Annotated in this window: 14 protein-coding genes; 8 read left to right on the top strand and 6 right to left on the bottom strand. The window is 38.5% G+C overall.

Translation table 11 applies throughout. From position 1 onward, the window contains the following. Positions 1–118 precede the first annotated feature (118 nt). Positions 119–511 carry an HIT family protein gene (locus APS80_RS03865; RefSeq protein WP_059106973.1) on the bottom strand — a complete coding sequence of 131 codons (393 nt, stop codon included), beginning with the start codon at positions 509–511 and terminating at the stop codon, positions 119–121. 382 nt (positions 512–893) lie between these two features. Between APS80_RS03865 and efeO the strand changes: the two genes are divergently transcribed. The 3 genes from efeO to APS80_RS03845 are packed head-to-tail and all read left to right on the top strand — an operon-like array spanning position 894 to position 4,673. Then, complete coding sequence (gene efeO, locus APS80_RS03855; protein WP_059106971.1) at positions 894–1,763, top strand: iron uptake system protein EfeO; 870 nt, start codon at positions 894–896, stop codon at positions 1,761–1,763. Then, the gene (efeB, locus tag APS80_RS03850; RefSeq protein WP_059106970.1) at positions 1,760–2,986 is read left to right on the top strand and encodes an iron uptake transporter deferrochelatase/peroxidase subunit; all 1,227 of its coding nucleotides are present in this window, start codon (positions 1,760–1,762) and stop codon (positions 2,984–2,986) included. The genes efeO and efeB overlap by 4 nt, the downstream gene beginning before the upstream one ends. Beyond that, a complete protein-coding gene (locus APS80_RS03845; RefSeq protein ID WP_059106969.1) occupies positions 2,967–4,673 on the top strand; it encodes an FTR1 family protein in 1,707 nt (568 codons plus the stop codon). The genes efeB and APS80_RS03845 overlap by 20 nt, the downstream gene beginning before the upstream one ends. Before the next feature lie 163 nt (positions 4,674–4,836). Here APS80_RS03845 and tatC read toward each other — a convergent pair whose 3' ends face one another. Next, positions 4,837–5,529, bottom strand: a complete 693-nt coding sequence (gene tatC / locus APS80_RS03840) for a twin-arginine translocase subunit TatC (protein WP_083498158.1) — start codon at positions 5,527–5,529, stop codon at positions 4,837–4,839. 7 nt (positions 5,530–5,536) lie between these two features. Further along, positions 5,537–5,764: a twin-arginine translocase TatA/TatE family subunit gene (gene tatA, locus APS80_RS03835; RefSeq protein ID WP_059106967.1), complete on the bottom strand. Its 228-nt coding sequence runs from the start codon at positions 5,762–5,764 to the stop codon at positions 5,537–5,539. Between the two features lie 303 nt (positions 5,765–6,067). On the opposite strand from tatA, the gene APS80_RS03830 reads away from it, so the two are divergent. Further along, positions 6,068–6,541 carry a DUF1440 domain-containing protein gene (locus APS80_RS03830; protein ID WP_059106966.1) on the top strand — a complete coding sequence of 158 codons (474 nt, stop codon included), beginning with the start codon at positions 6,068–6,070 and terminating at the stop codon, positions 6,539–6,541. A gap of 67 nt (positions 6,542–6,608) precedes the next feature. Here APS80_RS03830 and APS80_RS03825 read toward each other — a convergent pair whose 3' ends face one another. From APS80_RS03825 to APS80_RS03815, 3 genes are all read right to left on the bottom strand, one after another. Further along, on the bottom strand, positions 6,609–7,532 hold the full coding sequence (locus tag APS80_RS03825) for an ABC transporter substrate-binding protein (RefSeq protein WP_059106965.1): 924 nt from the start codon (positions 7,530–7,532) through the stop codon (positions 6,609–6,611). Positions 7,533–7,751: 219 nt separating this feature from the next. Continuing rightward, the gene (locus APS80_RS03820) at positions 7,752–8,447 is read right to left on the bottom strand and encodes a LysM peptidoglycan-binding domain-containing protein (RefSeq protein WP_059106964.1); all 696 of its coding nucleotides are present in this window, start codon (positions 8,445–8,447) and stop codon (positions 7,752–7,754) included. Between the two features lie 58 nt (positions 8,448–8,505). Further along, the gene (locus tag APS80_RS03815; protein WP_059106963.1) at positions 8,506–9,999 is read right to left on the bottom strand and encodes a YSIRK-type signal peptide-containing protein; all 1,494 of its coding nucleotides are present in this window, start codon (positions 9,997–9,999) and stop codon (positions 8,506–8,508) included. A gap of 349 nt (positions 10,000–10,348) precedes the next feature. Here APS80_RS03815 and APS80_RS03810 point away from each other — a divergent pair, with 349 nt between their 5' ends. The 4 genes from APS80_RS03810 to APS80_RS03795 form a co-directional block, all read left to right on the top strand. Then, a complete protein-coding gene (locus APS80_RS03810; RefSeq protein WP_059106962.1) occupies positions 10,349–12,175 on the top strand; it encodes an acyltransferase family protein in 1,827 nt (608 codons plus the stop codon). 387 nt (positions 12,176–12,562) lie between these two features. Beyond that, positions 12,563–12,895 carry a helix-turn-helix domain-containing protein gene (locus APS80_RS03805; protein ID WP_059106961.1) on the top strand — a complete coding sequence of 111 codons (333 nt, stop codon included), beginning with the start codon at positions 12,563–12,565 and terminating at the stop codon, positions 12,893–12,895. A 39-nt stretch (positions 12,896–12,934) separates the two neighbouring features. Next, positions 12,935–13,765: a CPBP family intramembrane glutamic endopeptidase gene (locus APS80_RS03800; RefSeq protein WP_059106960.1), complete on the top strand. Its 831-nt coding sequence runs from the start codon at positions 12,935–12,937 to the stop codon at positions 13,763–13,765. Positions 13,766–14,063: 298 nt separating this feature from the next. Then, positions 14,064–15,806: molybdopterin-dependent oxidoreductase (locus APS80_RS03795; protein ID WP_157064346.1), on the top strand; the 1,743-nt coding region annotated here is incomplete at its 3' end.

Below are 15,806 nucleotides of genomic sequence, written 5' to 3'. Positions count from 1 at the left end.
AACATCTGAAATTCATATTTTACACACTGTAAGGTCCTGGTTTAGTTTGTGAATGTAATTAAATAAAATCTCAGTTTCTTCCTATTATTATTGTAATCATTAAACTCATAGCTAAACTTCAAAACAACTCCATCAAGTTTTTCAGTTTCTCTATGTCTAAGGGGTGGGGCTGAGGTGTCACTTCATTCCAGAAACCATCTTCTGTATAACGCGGGATGACATGAACATGAAAATGCGCAGCCGGATCCATCGCATTTCCGTTATTCTGAGCGATAGTTACGCCGAGCACATCAAAGTTATGCTCAATAATGCCAATTAAGCGCTGTTCTAATTGACCGAGCTCTAACAGCTGTTCTTCAGAGAGTTCGGCGATATGACGTAGGTGATTTTTTGTCATAATGAGTAAATGACCTTGTTGGATGGGATCGATATCAAGAACGACTTGAAAATGAAAGGTCTCCATTAATATGTGTTCTGCATGAATCTCATTACAAAATATACATTTTTTCATCTCGTTTCTTCCTCTCCGTCGAATGCCATTTTCCTCTTTTTAAATCCATATCGTTGATGTTAATTAATAAAAATATAGCATTAAATGTGTGCAAATAGTACCCCATTTTTAACAATTGAATGACATATCTCAAATTCGCTCGTTTCCCACCACTTTGCCACTTAAAAGCATATTGACAGGCTTCAACCATAGGCATATAATGATTGAAAATGATTATCAGTAGAGCAATACTGTTTAATATTATGAACGTATTGGCACATAATAAGATGATATTGAGCAACATTAAAACATGAAATTGCTGATTTCACATAAGTTAACACGTCATTAATAGTGAACAGGGCCTTATTCGATAGTTATAAATCTTACTTATGGAGTGAACATTATGAAGAAATTAGCAACGCTTTTATTATCATCGTCACTTTTAGTAGCAGCTTGTGGGAACACCAACAAAGAAGAGAATCCGAAAGAAGAAAATAAAGAAGAAACTGCGACGAAAAGTAATAGTGAAAATAAAGCCGAATTAGAAAAAGCGACGAAAGAATACAAAGCATTTACGGATAATGAATTAGACAAATTCTTAACGGGAACTGAGCAATTTGTCACAGCCATTAAAAATGATGACATGGAAGAAGCAAAAAAACTATATCCAAATGTGCGTATGTACTATGAACGTTCAGAGCCTGTTGCTGAAGCATTTGGCGATTTAGATCCTAAGATTGATGCACGTCTTGCCGATATGAAAGAGGAAAATAAAGAAGACGAATGGAGCGGTTATCATAAGATAGAGAAAGATCTCTATGAAGATCAAAAGATTACAGACACGACAAAACAAGACGCTGACCAACTTCTTAAAGATGTCAAAGAACTACGTGCGAAGACAGATACGTTAGACATTACACCTAAATTAATGGTTCAAGGTTCAGTGGACTTATTAAATGAAGTTTCTACATCTAAAATCACAGGTGAAGAAGAAATTTATTCTCATACGGACTTATATGACTTTAAAGCTAACATCGAAGGTGCAGAAAAAATTTACGAGCTATTTAAACCAACGTTAGATAAAAAAGATAAAGATTTAAGCCAAAATATCAAAGAAAAATTTGATAAAGTGAATGAACTGTTAGATCAATATAAAAAAGACGGTGGTTACATCGACTATACAGAATTAAATGACGACCAGAAGAAAGAACTTGCAAACGCAGTCAACGAACTTGGTGAACCATTAAGTCAGATGGCTGTGGTTACAGAATGACCCAAGATAACAACAAACATGATACGACTTATTCAAGACGTTCATTTTTGAAAATGTTAGGCATCGGTGGCGCTGGTGTTGCGATCGGCGCGACAGGTGTTGGGAGCCTCTTTACGTTCAAATCGATGTTTGAAACACCTGAAGATGAAGCGAATGAGGCTTATCAATTCTATGGCAAAGTACAACCGGGTATCACGACACCGCATCAGAAAAATATCAACTTAGCGGTACTAGAATTAAAGCAACATGACAAAGCGAAGATTAAAGACATGTTCAAAGCGTGGACGCAAAGCACGATTAAAATGATGCAAGGTGACACGATAGGGAAAACTTCAAGCAATACCTTATTGCCACCTGTTGATACTGGGGAATCGATTGGTCTAGATGCCAGCAAGTTAACGATTACGTTCGGGGTGAGTAAGACATTTTTAAAAAAGGTGGGGTTAAAATCTAAAATACCGCACTCATTTAAAGATCTACCTCATTTTCCTAACGACCAATTGGACAAAGCAATTACAGGCGGAGACATTTTTATTCAGGCGTGTGCCAACGATCCACAAGTCGCATTCCACGCCATTCATAACCTCATACGACCGTATTTAGATCTCGTGCAAATTAAATGGTCGGAAACTGGATTTATCTCAGGAAAAGGGAACGAGACACCTCGAAATTTGATGGCGTTTAAAGATGGGACACAGAATCCAAGAGATACTGAAGGCTATAAAGACTATGTATTTTTAGATGACGGATGGGCGACATATGGTACATATTGTGTCTTGAGAAAGATTCAGATCCATATTGAAACGTGGGATCGTACAGCCTTGGAAGAACAAGAAGCGACGTTTGGACGACATCGTGCTTCAGGCGCGCCTCTAGGTAAAAAAGACGAATATGACACACTAGATTTATCTGCGAAAGATGCGAGTGGAGAATATGTCATACCTACAGATGCACATGCCCGTTTAGCGAGAGAAGCGAAGACGGAAATTCTTCGCCGTGCGTATAACTATATGCGAGGCACAGATGATGCGACGGGGAACTATGATACCGGGCTGTTATTCATTTCTTTCCAGAAAAGTCCGCAACAATTTATCGATATTCAAAATAGTTTAGGCTCGAAAGATAAGTTGAATGAATACATCACTCATCGTGGTTCTGGATTATTCCTGATGCTTCCCGGGGTTAAGAAGGGAGGTTATCTAGGTGAAACATTATTTGATTAAAATCGTCATGGTCGCACTCGTATTGTTTATGGTTCGAGCACCGCAACTTCAAGCTGCAGAAGCTGACTTTAGTGAGGTGTATGTCTCAATCACTGACGCAAAATCTACCTTACAAGATGCTGACCAAGCTTCTAAAGAGACGAAACAAGACATCGATAAGATTAAATCACAGGTTGATGCTCTGCAGGTCAAAGATTCTAAAGAAGGAAAACGCGTGACATCCGCACTGGATAAATTAGATGATCAAGCGAAACCCGCAGACCAAACAGCGCAACTTTCAGAACTCACGAAAGCATTGATTGCGTATGAGGATAGTTTGAATCAATCAGATCACACGGAAGAAATTAAAACGTTACAGCATTTAATCGATCAACAGAGTGGACCGATTCAACAAGCGATTGAAGATAAAGATCAAGCTCAGTTGAAACAAATCAACAGTAAGTTAAAATCTACTTGGACGCGTCATGAAACGGTCATCAGAAATAAAGATATGGGCCAATATGGACAAATCGAAGTAGCGTTAATGCAGTTAAGAGTTGCGGTTGAAAAGGAACCGTTAAATACGAAGAAAGTCGAGTCAGCTTGGACGAACTTTAAAGGTGCGATCGATCAAGCCGATCAATCTCCGTCACAATCCAATAACGGCAAGTATCATGCCTCAGATTTAAATACGCAACTCGATAAAGCACTACGTGGCATCGATAACAATAAGCCAGATGATGCTGACGAAGCGCTCGGTCAGTTTATCAGTATTTGGCCGTATGTCGAAGGTCAAATCCAAACGAAAAACATTGGACTGTATAATAAAATTGAAAACCGAATTCCGTATTATCAAAGTATCTTGAATGAAGACAACAAAGCTAAAGTGAAAAACGGTTTAACTACAATTAATAAAGAAATCGCTGAAACAGTTGGTAAACAAGGTTATACGTCATGGGATGTGGCGCTCATTTTCCTTCGTGAAGGATTAGAAGTGCTACTCATTGTGATGACGTTAACAACGATGACGCGACAAATGGACTATCGTAAAGGTACAGCGAGTGTCCTTGGTGGTGCTGTCACTGGTTTAGTGATTAGTTTAGCGCTCGCATTTCTCTTTATACGCTTATTAGGCGATAGTGGCGTGCTCCGTGAAGGGATGGAAGCAGCGTTAGGCCTTGTCGCAGTGTTCTTAATGTTTGTCGTCGGTTTATGGATGCACCGTCATTCTTCAGCACAATGCTGGAATGACATGATTCAACAAATGTATGATAATGCGATTAAAAATCGTAATTTACTCTTACTAGGTACGATTGGCTTAATTACTGTACTCAGAGAAGGCGTTGAAGTCATCGTCTTTTACATGGGTATGATCGGTGAGATTAAAGGGACACAGTTTGCGTTAGGGATTGCTTATGCGCTCGTGATACTTGCTATTTTTGCATTATTGTATCGCTTTATCGTTAAATTAATACCGATTTATTATATCTTCAGAGTGTTGACAGTGATTCTCTTCGTCATGGCCTTCAAAATGTTGGGCATGAGTGTCCAAAAACTACAATTACTTAATATTGTGCCACGCCATGGTCTAGAACACGTGCCGACACTCAGCTGGATTGGATTTTATCCAACGGTAGAAACCATCGCTGCACAGGCACTCTTCCTTATTTTAGTAGGTGGGGTTTACCTGTTTAGACGTAAAAAATGACAAACAGTGATGGATTGACATGATTTAATTCATAAAAATATAAAGAGGTAGGACATTGATGTGCACCCCAAAAGTTGGACTAAAATTCTAACTATTGGGGTGTAGTACACATCCAAGGGTGTATCCTACCTCTTTTTGTATCCGATATGTAAGGATTTCTTTTTCACGTGTTAGGTTTGGTAAAACGAATGACGAACATGCTGAGTTCAAATAATAAGATGAGCGGGAGTGACAATAATATATTGAGAAAAAGATCGGGCGGTGCGATGAGACTTGCGACGACAAAACAAATGAAGTAGACATATTTTCGGTAAGGCTTTAACATTTGCGCATCGATCAAATCGATCTTGGTGAGACCTATAAATAGAATAGGCAATTGGAAGATGATGCCAAAAAATAAGAGCCAACGCAACAGCTCGGTCAAATATTGTTTGAATCCAATGACAGGCTGAATTGACATGAGTTGTGAAAGATTCAGTGAAAATCGAATGATGAGTGGAAAAATCACGACGTAAGCGAGGACGATGCCAGTCAGAAATAATAACACAGATAAAAAACTATACTTATAAACAAATTGACGTTCGACTGCTTTCAATCCAGGTTCGATAAATGCCCACAGTTGGTAAAAGAGTACGGGTGAGACCACACATAACGTGCAGAATAAAATGATCATGAGATAAATTTGGATCATTTCTGTAAAACTGAAGGCGTGTAAGTCGATGTCGTGTTGTGTAATGGCGTGTATAAACGTATCCATCCACCAATGCGATGAAATATAGACGGCGAGCAGCGCAATGACGAACGCTACACCGATCTTAATGAGACGTGAGCGTAACTCACAGAAATGATTAAGCAGGGTTAAATTACTTGTCGCGTCGTTGTTTGGATGATTTTGTACTGGGTGTGTCTAGTGATTCTTCATCGTCGTCAGTGATGTGTTCGGTCGCTGATTTGAATTCACGTAACGTTGAGCCAATCGCGCGTCCAAATTGAGGTAACTTTTTCGGGCCGAAGAGAATGAGTGCGATGATACTGATAATGATGAGGCCGGTTGGTCCAGTCATCCCTAAAACAAATGTACTTTCAATCATGAAAATTCCTCTTTTCTGTATGATGATGCGTGATATTTTCTTAAATATATACTTATTGAGAAGAATTATCAATATATTTTTTAAGATAATATTGAACATTATTTTAAATTTTTATTCGTATTGTGGGATTTTGTTTTAATATGACGTGGATTGCGGGCACTGATAGATATAAAAGGGGGCTCCATAAACGTGACTGAGAAGCGGAGTTATTTTAACTTTGCAAAAATGATAAAAATTAAAATTTAAGTATTGAAATGCCTAATTCCGGGTATAACAATATTATAAGAAAAAGAGGTGGAAAGTATGAATAAAACAACTAAACGTATTATTGTTACTGGTCTATTCGGTGGTTTTTTAGGCGGTGCAGTAAAAATGGGTTGGGAAAGCCTTGTACCACCAAGAACACCTGAAAGAAACGAAGAACCACCACCATTAACAATGTTGAAAAAATTTGGAGTGCCAGAAGACATTCAAAATTTAACAGTTACGTATAACAATAATGAAATTCCTGTCACAACTATGGGTGTGCACTATGGCTTTTCAATTGCGAATGCTTTCGCTTATGCATTACTAGCTGAAAAATCTTCTGCAGTGACTAAATTGAGAGGTTCTTTATTCGGAATTGCGATTCACGTGATTTTCCACGAATTTGTACTTCCTAAACTTAAATTGACACCTCCAGTTGAACAAATGCCACCAGAAGAACGTTTATCAGAATTACTCGGTCATGTGCTATGGATGAATGCGATCGATTACGTACATGACGCTAATAAATAAGGCACCTCATACGATAGGACAAACGAAACAGGCTGGGAAGTCACCCCCAGCCTGTTTTTTAATGGATTTAATTCATTTCTTTTAATTGTTTGAAGACAATGTCTCTTTGTTTTTCTAAAGAAAGTGGGTCATTATATTGTGTATTTGATAAGTCCATATCGATGACATGGTTATTTTTCACTGCCTCTAGATTGTTCCAGTTTTCTTTTTGTGTGAATTCAGGTTTTGGACCTGTAGTACCGAGAATAATGTAATCTCCTGTATATTCAGCTAATTGTTCTTCAGAAGGTGTGACCATATACGCATTTTTCGTTTCTTCAGCTAGACGATCGGGTTGTTTCATACCATAACCATCGTAGACGATTTCCGTACCACGACCATGGTTTGTGCCGAATGCTGTGATACCTTTTGGTGTTTCTTGGATGACAGAAATCGTTTTGCCTTTAACTTTATCGCCGAGTTCGTCTTTATCTTTCGCTAGTTTATTCTCCCAATCGTGAATCCATTGCTCAGCTTTATCTTTTTCGTTAACGATTTCACCGAGTGTTTTTGTTGATTGTTTATAATCCGATTTCATCGCATCCATGAGAACAGTAGGTGCAATTTTTTTAAGTTTGTTCGCATTTTTATCTTCTTTTGTTGTAATGATGAGATCCGGTTTTGCTTCTGTGACTTGTTCGATATCCCCTTGGCCGATACGTTTAATATCTTTAGTTGCTTCATCTAACGTTTTATTTTGTTTAACGAAATCGACGATAGCAACAGGTTTATGACCAAACTTCACGAGTGCACCAATGTAAGTTGGGTGTAATACGACGATACGTTTTGGATCTTTAGGAATTTCGATTTCACTACCATCCGCTTGTTTGAAAGTTTTCATTTCTGATTTACTTTCTTTCGTATCCTCAGATTTTTCCTTGTCGTTACTGTTGTTACTACATGCTGCTAAAATTAACACGAGACACAAAATAAAGCCCAATACTTTCTTCATGTATAAAAAATCCTCCTATTCAGTTGTATCGTAATTGATAATTATTTTCAATTATATCATAAAAAGATTGCTATGCAATATAAAAAATTAAATATGTAAAAAATCATGCGGCAAATAGAGCAGAATATAAAAAAAGAGGTTGGAACTTAATCAAGTTCCAACCTCTCTTTCGGGGGATGTAAATGGGGTACTTTTGTGTTTTTTTAAAACGTAGAGCTGTTATACAAAAATCGTTTTTGCTTTTTCGTATAGTCGTAAACGTTCATCATAACCATTTTGCCCACCGTTTACAATTTGCGTTACATCAGCGACACTGCCACCATTATCTACAGTGCTATTGATGTTTCGACTGTCCCAAAACCATGCTGCACTAGACCATGGATAGTTTTCCGCTACATAATTGGTACCTTGATTTAGAATTTCTGGATCACCCATAGATTGAGAAAAAGCAGTATAGTTACTTCTTCCAGTAAGTTGAATGTAGCCGCCACCTTTATATTTCGGTCCATCACCAGGTTGTGTATTACCAATTTCTTCCACCCCTTCATAGCCTGTGCCATCAACAAGCTCTGTTCTGAATTGACCTAACGAGGATTCTTCTCCCACTTGAGCCATAAAGTGTTGGATGCGCGGAGGTGTATTGATTTGATATCGATGAAGTGCATGATTTAAGTCATTTAAGAAATGTTCGTTGAGATCTTCAGCATTCCAACCAAATCGTTGTAATTGGTCCATCGTAACGAGTTGCGCATCGTTACCAGGTTCAGGTTGAGGCGGTTGCGTTACAGGCTCAGCTGCGCCAGTATCAGGGACTTTGAGTACTTGACCTACATCGAGCTGATCCGGATTAGGTAAATGGTTCAACTCTTGTAAGTGCTCTGTAGAAGTATCAAATTTTCCAGCAATACCGCTCAAAGTATCTCCTGACTCTACGGTATAATCTTTGACTTGAGGTGCTTCAGGTGCTGGAGGCTCAGGGGGGTTCAGCGTTTGAGTGATCTGGCACTTTCAACACTTGCCCAGTATGAATGACGTCAGGATTCGGGATGTCATTGAGTTCTTGTAAATGTTCAGTCGACGTTTCAAATTTATCCGCAATGCCACCTAAAAAGTCGCCTTCTTCGACTGTATAGTCCATGGTTTTCTCAGGGGCTGCCTCTCTAGATATCGCATCCGTTGCACGTGAGCGACTGGTAGTAGGAGTCGTTGCAAATGTTTTATATTTGTTCGTTTTATCATTGAAATCTTTAAGAATGGCTTGATAGATTGCTTTATCGTTCATATTATCCCAGTTTTCATTAATATATTGGATCGTCTTTTCACTGATGTGATTTTCTGCTAAGTAAGTATTTAATTCATCTTGATGTGCTTTTAAATTGGTATGATTAGCACTAAGGATAGCATCTTTCGTATCAGTTTCAAAATCATTGTTTTCGCCTGTTTCTGCATCATCGTCATCGACAGTGACTTCAGACTCTTCATGTTCGAGCTCTTCAATTTCTTTTTGACGTTGGGCCTCTTCGTCGTCTGCATCATCTTCTTCGTTATCTGCATCGTCGTCATCGACATTAACTTCAGATTCTTCATGTTTGAGCTCTTCGATTTCTTTTTGACGTTGCGTCTCTTCGTCGTCATCATCATCGTCATCGACAGTAACTTCAGACTCTTCGTGTTCAAGTTCTTCGATTTCTTTTTGACGTTGGGCTTCTTCATCATCTTCGTCGTCGTCATCAACAGTAACTTCGGATTCTTCGTGTTCGAGCTCTTCAATTTCTTTTTGAAGTTGAGCTTCTTCGTTATCTGCATCTTCGTCATCAACAGTGACTTCGGATTCTTCGTGCTCAAGCTCTTCGATTTCCTTTTGACGTAGTGGGTCTATTTGTTGTTCGTGGACATCGGTAGCGGTAGTTTCATTGAGTTGAGGGTCGTCCTCGTTTGAGCTTGCGTCTTTTTTCTCAGCTGCTGGTGCTTCTTCTGTATCGTCTTGTTTAGATTCATTTGAAGCTGAAGCGGCTGCCTCATCACTTTCATCTGCTTCGTTTTGATTATCTTGAGGTGCGTCAGTCTCACTATCGTCTTGTGTGTCTTCTTGTCCAGTCGTTACGTTGTCCGCATCTTCGCCTTCTGAAGGAACTTCTTCTACTTCTTCATGTGCTTCAGTGTCCTCAGCTTGTGGTGTATCTGTGTTTGCTTCGGATTGGGGAATGGCTTCGTTTTCTGCTTCGTTTGGTTGTGTTTCTCCATTTTCACGAGATGTTTCGTCTACTGCATCAGTTGAGTCAGTGTCTTCATTGAGATCATCTGTCCCTTGATCTGAATGTTCACTTGTGACCTCATCTGATTGTTCTGAGGCTTGAACCTCTCCTGAAAATCCTAAAAATAACACACTGCCGATTACCACTGAGGCTGTACCAATTGTTAATTTTTTGATGGAAAACCGATTTGCTTTATTAAAAAATGCTTTCATATGTTACTCCCTTTCTATATTAATTAATATTACGTTTATAGTATTACATGTTTAAAATAGTTTTTCTATAAATTAAATATATATTCTTATTTACAATTCTGTAAATCTTTGTAAAAACAAAATATTTTTGAGAAAAACGTCTAGTAATGTTGGCGTAACATTTATAATTTGATAGTATTGTTTATGTAACACAATTGTTATATTTTTAACTTGAGAGTAATATTTTGTAAAAGTTTGATCCTACTTGGATGGATAGTTAATAAGTTGAACTCATTTTTTAAACAATAGAATGATTTGGCTCTTGGTTTTTGCGTACAGTAGAAAAATAAAAAAGAAAGATGGTTTCTCTATGACTCATGAAAACTTGAGTAGATCTAAACGATTGTATAGCCATCGGTATTTACCAGGGTTGGATGGTTTTAGGGCAGTCGCGGTATTAGCGATTATCATTTTCCATTTAAACGCACAATGGTTGCCGGGTGGCTTTTTAGGTGTAGATACATTTTTTGTTATTTCGGGTTACTTGATTACTTCACTATTAATTTCTGAATTTGATAGGGAAGGGACGATTGATTTACTTTCATTTTGGGGCGGCAGAATTAAGCGACTGATTCTGGCTATCTTCTTTTTATTGGCTATCGTGCTCACTTACACCATCGTGTTTGAACCTAGTATTATCTTAGACATCAAAAAGGATGTGCTTGCGGCAGTTGTCTATGTATCGAACTGGTGGTATATTTTTCAAGATGTAGATTACTTTAACCAATTCGATATCGCCCCTCTCAAACACTTATGGTCACTTGCGATAGAAGAACAATTCTATTTATTTTATCCTATTATTTTACTGATTTTCTTAAAATTTACTGATAAAAAAATCACATTTATAACTTTGCTTGGGGTATCACTATTATCTCTTGAACTCATGATCTTACTCTCTGATTTTCAAGGGGATAATTCACGTGTCTATTTCGGCACTGATACGAGATTACAAACGTTGTTATTAGGGGCGCTCTTATCGTTGATTTGGCCTCCGTTTCGTTTGCGGAAAAATGTTGCACCATCGTTAAAAGGCTTCATTGATGTGCTATGTCTCGCAGGATTAGTAGCGCTTGTCGTACTCTTTTTCACAATCAGTAACGAAGATGGTTGGCTTTATAAAGGCGGATTTTATGTTATTTCATTCTTAACATTATTTATAATTGCCAGTGCTGTCCATCCATCGGGTTATTTTGCGAAACTACTCGGGAATCGTTTGTTTGTATACATAGGTAAACGGTCATACAGTTTATATCTATGGCATTATCCAGTTATAGTCTTCACACATAGTCATTTCGTTAATGGACAAATCCCGTTCTATGCTTATTTCATAGATATAGCGTTAATGATAGTGATGACTGAGTTTTCATATCGCTTTATTGAAAAACCAATTAGAAAAAATGGCTTGAAATCATTCTCGTTAAATCCACTTAAGTATAAGAAAACATTGCGATTATTACTTGCATTACTCTTATTAGCACCAACGATTATGCTGTTTAGTGGATATTTTGATGAAAAAGGAGCTGCACACCAGGTTCAACATCAGTCCACTTTTACAAATAATGAAACGAAACATGCGACGAAAGATCATAAAGAGAATGAAGAAGAAACTGCTTCAACAAAAGATGAGGATGAAGAGGATAAAGTACAACCAGATGATTTAAGTCCGCTGTTAATCGGTGACTCTGTCATGGTTGATATCGGCGCTGTATTCCAAGATAAGGTGTCTAATGCGACGATTGATGGTAAGGTAGGACGACAATTGATTGAGGCAAGCGACCTAATTGAAGGACAATACCAAGACTATAATACTTCAGATGATGATATCGTATTAGAACTCGGTACAAATGGTGACTTTACCAAAGATCAATTAGAAGAATTATTGCAACATGTAGATCAGGCAAATATTTATCTCGTGACGGTACGAGTGCCACGAGATTACGAGCAACACGTGAACCAACTCATGCACGCCGCAGCAAAACAACATCAAAACGTTCATGTGGTAGATTGGTACAAAGCGTCAGAAGGCCATCCGAAATACTTTGCATACGATGGTATTCACCTTGAATACGAAGGCTCCAAAGCACTTTCAAAATTAATTACAAATCAACTTATTGAAGAACATTCAAAAGATGGATAATGATAAGGAACAAGCCGCTACGATAAAGTAACGGCTTTTTTTGAGGGGTCCTATATATACGGGGGTGAATCGAACACAATTCGTCTGTCATTTGCTTATGAAAGTGAGGTAAACATTGAATATACACTTTCTAAAATTCACCAATATACTAGTATGCAATCGTAATTCGATATATTGTACGGGGTAGACTTCGGTTTGTCTGAAGGCATCGTGCGTACCTACTAGCTCACATAACATATGACATAAATAACATGATGCAAATCGAAATGACAGCTTTTGAGCGACATCGTTAAACAAGCATGCACGTATTTAGTGACACCGTGCACCGAAATACATGCAGCAAGTGACATGACGATTTGATACGTTGAAAGGGAGGTGGACTTATCTATGAAACTATCAGAGAATATTAGAAAGTATAAAAAAGAGATGGACTTCACTCAAGAAGGATTAGCAGAACAACTCAATACTACGAGACAGACTATCTCTAAATGGGAACAAGGAACGCTTGAACCAGATGTACAAACGCTGGTGAAATTAAGTGAATTGTTTCATGTCAGTTTAGACCAATTAATTACTGGCAAAGAACTAAAATCTAAAAATGATGAAACGGTAAAAGTATCTCATGAAATGAACTTCTGGGAATTTACTTCACAAAAATGGTGGGTCGTAATCATCTTAGCGTTAATTCTAGCTGGCACACTTTCTTCTATTTTTAACTAATACATAAGTCTCCTTAAATCATTTTGGAGGAGTCAAAAAATGAAAGCTTTAATCAATGTATTAAAAATAATTGGTGTATTTTTTGTATTATTAGTACTTGTCATTTTATCTCAGGTGTTAGGACAGTTATGGAACTTCATTCATATGGGTGGTTTAGAGTACATTCTACATGGCTTAACCTATGGAGTTGTTGCTTTACTACTCATTAAGCTATTTGTGAATAAAGGTTTGAAAAAGGATTTAGCCTATTTTCGAGTTAATCATTTCCGAATTTATCTATTACCACTCGGCTTAGCTATCTTAGCACCTATCATTGTGATTGGTAGCACGGTCCTATTCGTGCCAGGTGAATTTGTGATGACTGATTTAGACAATGGTGTTGAATATTTCAAAATGTTTATTGAAATTGTATTTATAGGTGGTATCATCGCGCCGATTGTTGAAGAAACGATGTTCAGAGGGGTTCTACTTAAATACATCGAAGACAAGGCCAACATTGTTGTAGCCATTGTTGTACCATCCTTTTTATTTGGACTCGTACATATCTTAAATGGCATCTCTTCGGCTACAGAATTTTTCTTATTAATTATAGCTGGAACAACGGTAGGCATCATGTTTGGTGTCACTGCTTATTTGTATCATTCCATTTGGGCCAGCTGCATCATACATATGTTTTGGAATATGAGTGACCTTATCCATATCACTACTGAAAAAGAGAACTACGGTTTTGTTCAATATATTATGGATACAAATCATCCTTTGTTTACAGGCGGTGGCTACGGTGTAGATACATCCATTTTTGCTATCATCAGTTATATCATAGTCATTGCAGTGCTCCTTATTGTACATAAAATGAAAAAAACAGCATAGTGTCATCCCTTTATCACTCTTTTACGTGTTTTACACTTAGAAGAGTGTTTTTTATTCCTCAAAATATACCAATTTGATATTTTTAGCCTCCGCAGCTTTGCGATCAAAGTCCTCATTTTACCCACTAAAACATGATTTCTAGGTTTTTATTATAAAAATCAGGGGTTCTCCCTATCCAATTAGGTAATTCCCTAATACCTCTTACTTGTGAAAAAACATACAATGAAATTAAGACAACACGGAGTACGCAATTACAAACGTCAATCGCCGTTTAGCCTTTTAATGGGAGGACATATAGATGGGAAAATTTGGATTGAACTTTTTCAAACCGACTGAAAAATTTAATGGAAACTGGTCAGTATTAGATAGTAAGAGTCGAGAATGGGAGAAAATGTATCGTGAACGCTGGAGCCATGACAAAGTGGTCCGTACGACACATGGCGTGAACTGTACTGGCTCATGTTCTTGGAAAGTATTTGTGAAAAATGGGGTTATTACCTGGGAAAACCAACAGACCGATTATCCGAGCTGTGGCCCAGATATGCCAGAGTTTGAACCTAGAGGATGTCCGCGTGGGGCGTCATTCTCATGGTATGAATATAGTCCGTTACGTGTGAAATATCCTTATATCAGAGGGGTTTTACTCGATTTATGGCGCGAAGCACTCGTAGAAAATAACGGTAACCGTATCGCAGCCTGGGCGTCTATTGTTGAAGATGAAACGAAAGCGAAAAAATACAAAGAAGCACGCGGCATGGGGGGCCACGTCAGATCGAATTGGCGCGATGTCACAGACATTATCGCAGCACAAATTTTATATACGATTAAAAAAGAAGGTCCAGACCGTATCGCTGGATTTACACCAATCCCAGCAATGTCAATGATCAGTTATGCAGCAGGTGCACGATTCATCAACTTACTCGGTGGGGAAATGTTGAGTTTCTACGACTGGTATGCCGATTTACCACCTGCATCACCGCAGATTTGGGGTGAACAAACCGACGTACCTGAATCCAGTGACTGGTATAACGCCTCTTACATTATTATGTGGGGTTCGAACGTACCGCTCACACGTACACCAGATGCCCACTTTATGACTGAGGTCCGTTATAAAGGAACGAAAGTCGTTTCTGTTGCGCCGGACTATGCGGAAAATGTGAAATTCGCAGACAACTGGATTGCACCACATCCTGGTACTGATGCAGCGGTTGCTCAAGCGATGACGCATGTCATTTTACAAGAATATTATCAAGACGAACCGAACGAAACCTTCATTAAATATGCCAAACAATATACCGACATGCCATTTATCATCATGTTAGATGAAGATGACAATGGCTATAAAGCAGGTCGTTTTTTACGTGCGAGCGATTTAGGTATGGACAGTGAAAATAATGAATGGAAACCTGTCATTTTAGATCAACTCAGCCAAAGTTATGTAGTACCGAACGGCACGATGGGGCAACGTTGGGAAGAAGGCAAACAATGGAACTTGAAATTGGAAACGGATGATGGCACACCGATTGATCCAGCTATGACGATGGTGGATTCAACCTATGCACTTGAAACAATGCAGTTTCCGTATTTTGACAGTGACGGTGATGGCATCTTCGAACGTCCGATTCCGACACAAACGATCCAACTCGCAGATGGCTCAAGCGTTAAAGTGACAACGGTCTATGATTTGATGGCGAGTCAATATGGTATCAAGCGTTTTAACCATGAACTAGAAGCACAATCTTATGACGACGCAGATTCGAAATATACACCGGCTTGGCAACAAAAGATCACTGGCGTGAAACAAGCGACAGTCATTCAAATTGCGAGAGAGTTCGCGCAAAATGCGATCGATACAGAAGGGCGTTCCATGATCATCATGGGGGCTGGTATTAATCACTGGTTTAACTCAGACACGATTTACCGTTCAATCTTAAATCTCGTGATGTTGTGCGGTTGCCAAGGCGTTAACGGTGGCGGTTGGGCGCATTACGTAGGTCAGGAAAAATGTCGTCCGATCGAAGGTTGGAACACGGTCGCATTC

This window comes from Staphylococcus auricularis (assembly GCF_001500315.1).
In the GTDB taxonomy this organism is placed as follows: Bacteria; Bacillota; Bacilli; order Staphylococcales; family Staphylococcaceae; genus Staphylococcus; species Staphylococcus auricularis.
Note: the sequence above shows the minus strand (reverse complement) of the source record. Positions and strands in the feature narration are given on the sequence as shown.

Coding starts and splice junctions, on each gene's coding strand:
- tatA (WP_059106967.1), bottom strand. CDS start 5,764: ATGATTGAAAGTACATTTGTTTTAGGGATGACTGGACCAACCGGCCTC.
- APS80_RS03810 (WP_059106962.1), top strand. CDS start 10,349: ATGACTCATGAAAACTTGAGTAGATCTAAACGATTGTATAGCCATCGG.
- APS80_RS03815 (WP_059106963.1), bottom strand. CDS start 9,999: ATGAAAGCATTTTTTAATAAAGCAAATCGGTTTTCCATCAAAAAATTA.
- APS80_RS03805 (WP_059106961.1), top strand. CDS start 12,563: ATGAAACTATCAGAGAATATTAGAAAGTATAAAAAAGAGATGGACTTC.
- APS80_RS03825 (WP_059106965.1), bottom strand. CDS start 7,532: ATGAAGAAAGTATTGGGCTTTATTTTGTGTCTCGTGTTAATTTTAGCA.
- APS80_RS03800 (WP_059106960.1), top strand. CDS start 12,935: ATGAAAGCTTTAATCAATGTATTAAAAATAATTGGTGTATTTTTTGTA.
- efeB (WP_059106970.1), top strand. CDS start 1,760: ATGACCCAAGATAACAACAAACATGATACGACTTATTCAAGACGTTCA.
- efeO (WP_059106971.1), top strand. CDS start 894: ATGAAGAAATTAGCAACGCTTTTATTATCATCGTCACTTTTAGTAGCA.
- APS80_RS03865 (WP_059106973.1), bottom strand. CDS start 511: ATGAAAAAATGTATATTTTGTAATGAGATTCATGCAGAACACATATTA.
- APS80_RS03830 (WP_059106966.1), top strand. CDS start 6,068: ATGAATAAAACAACTAAACGTATTATTGTTACTGGTCTATTCGGTGGT.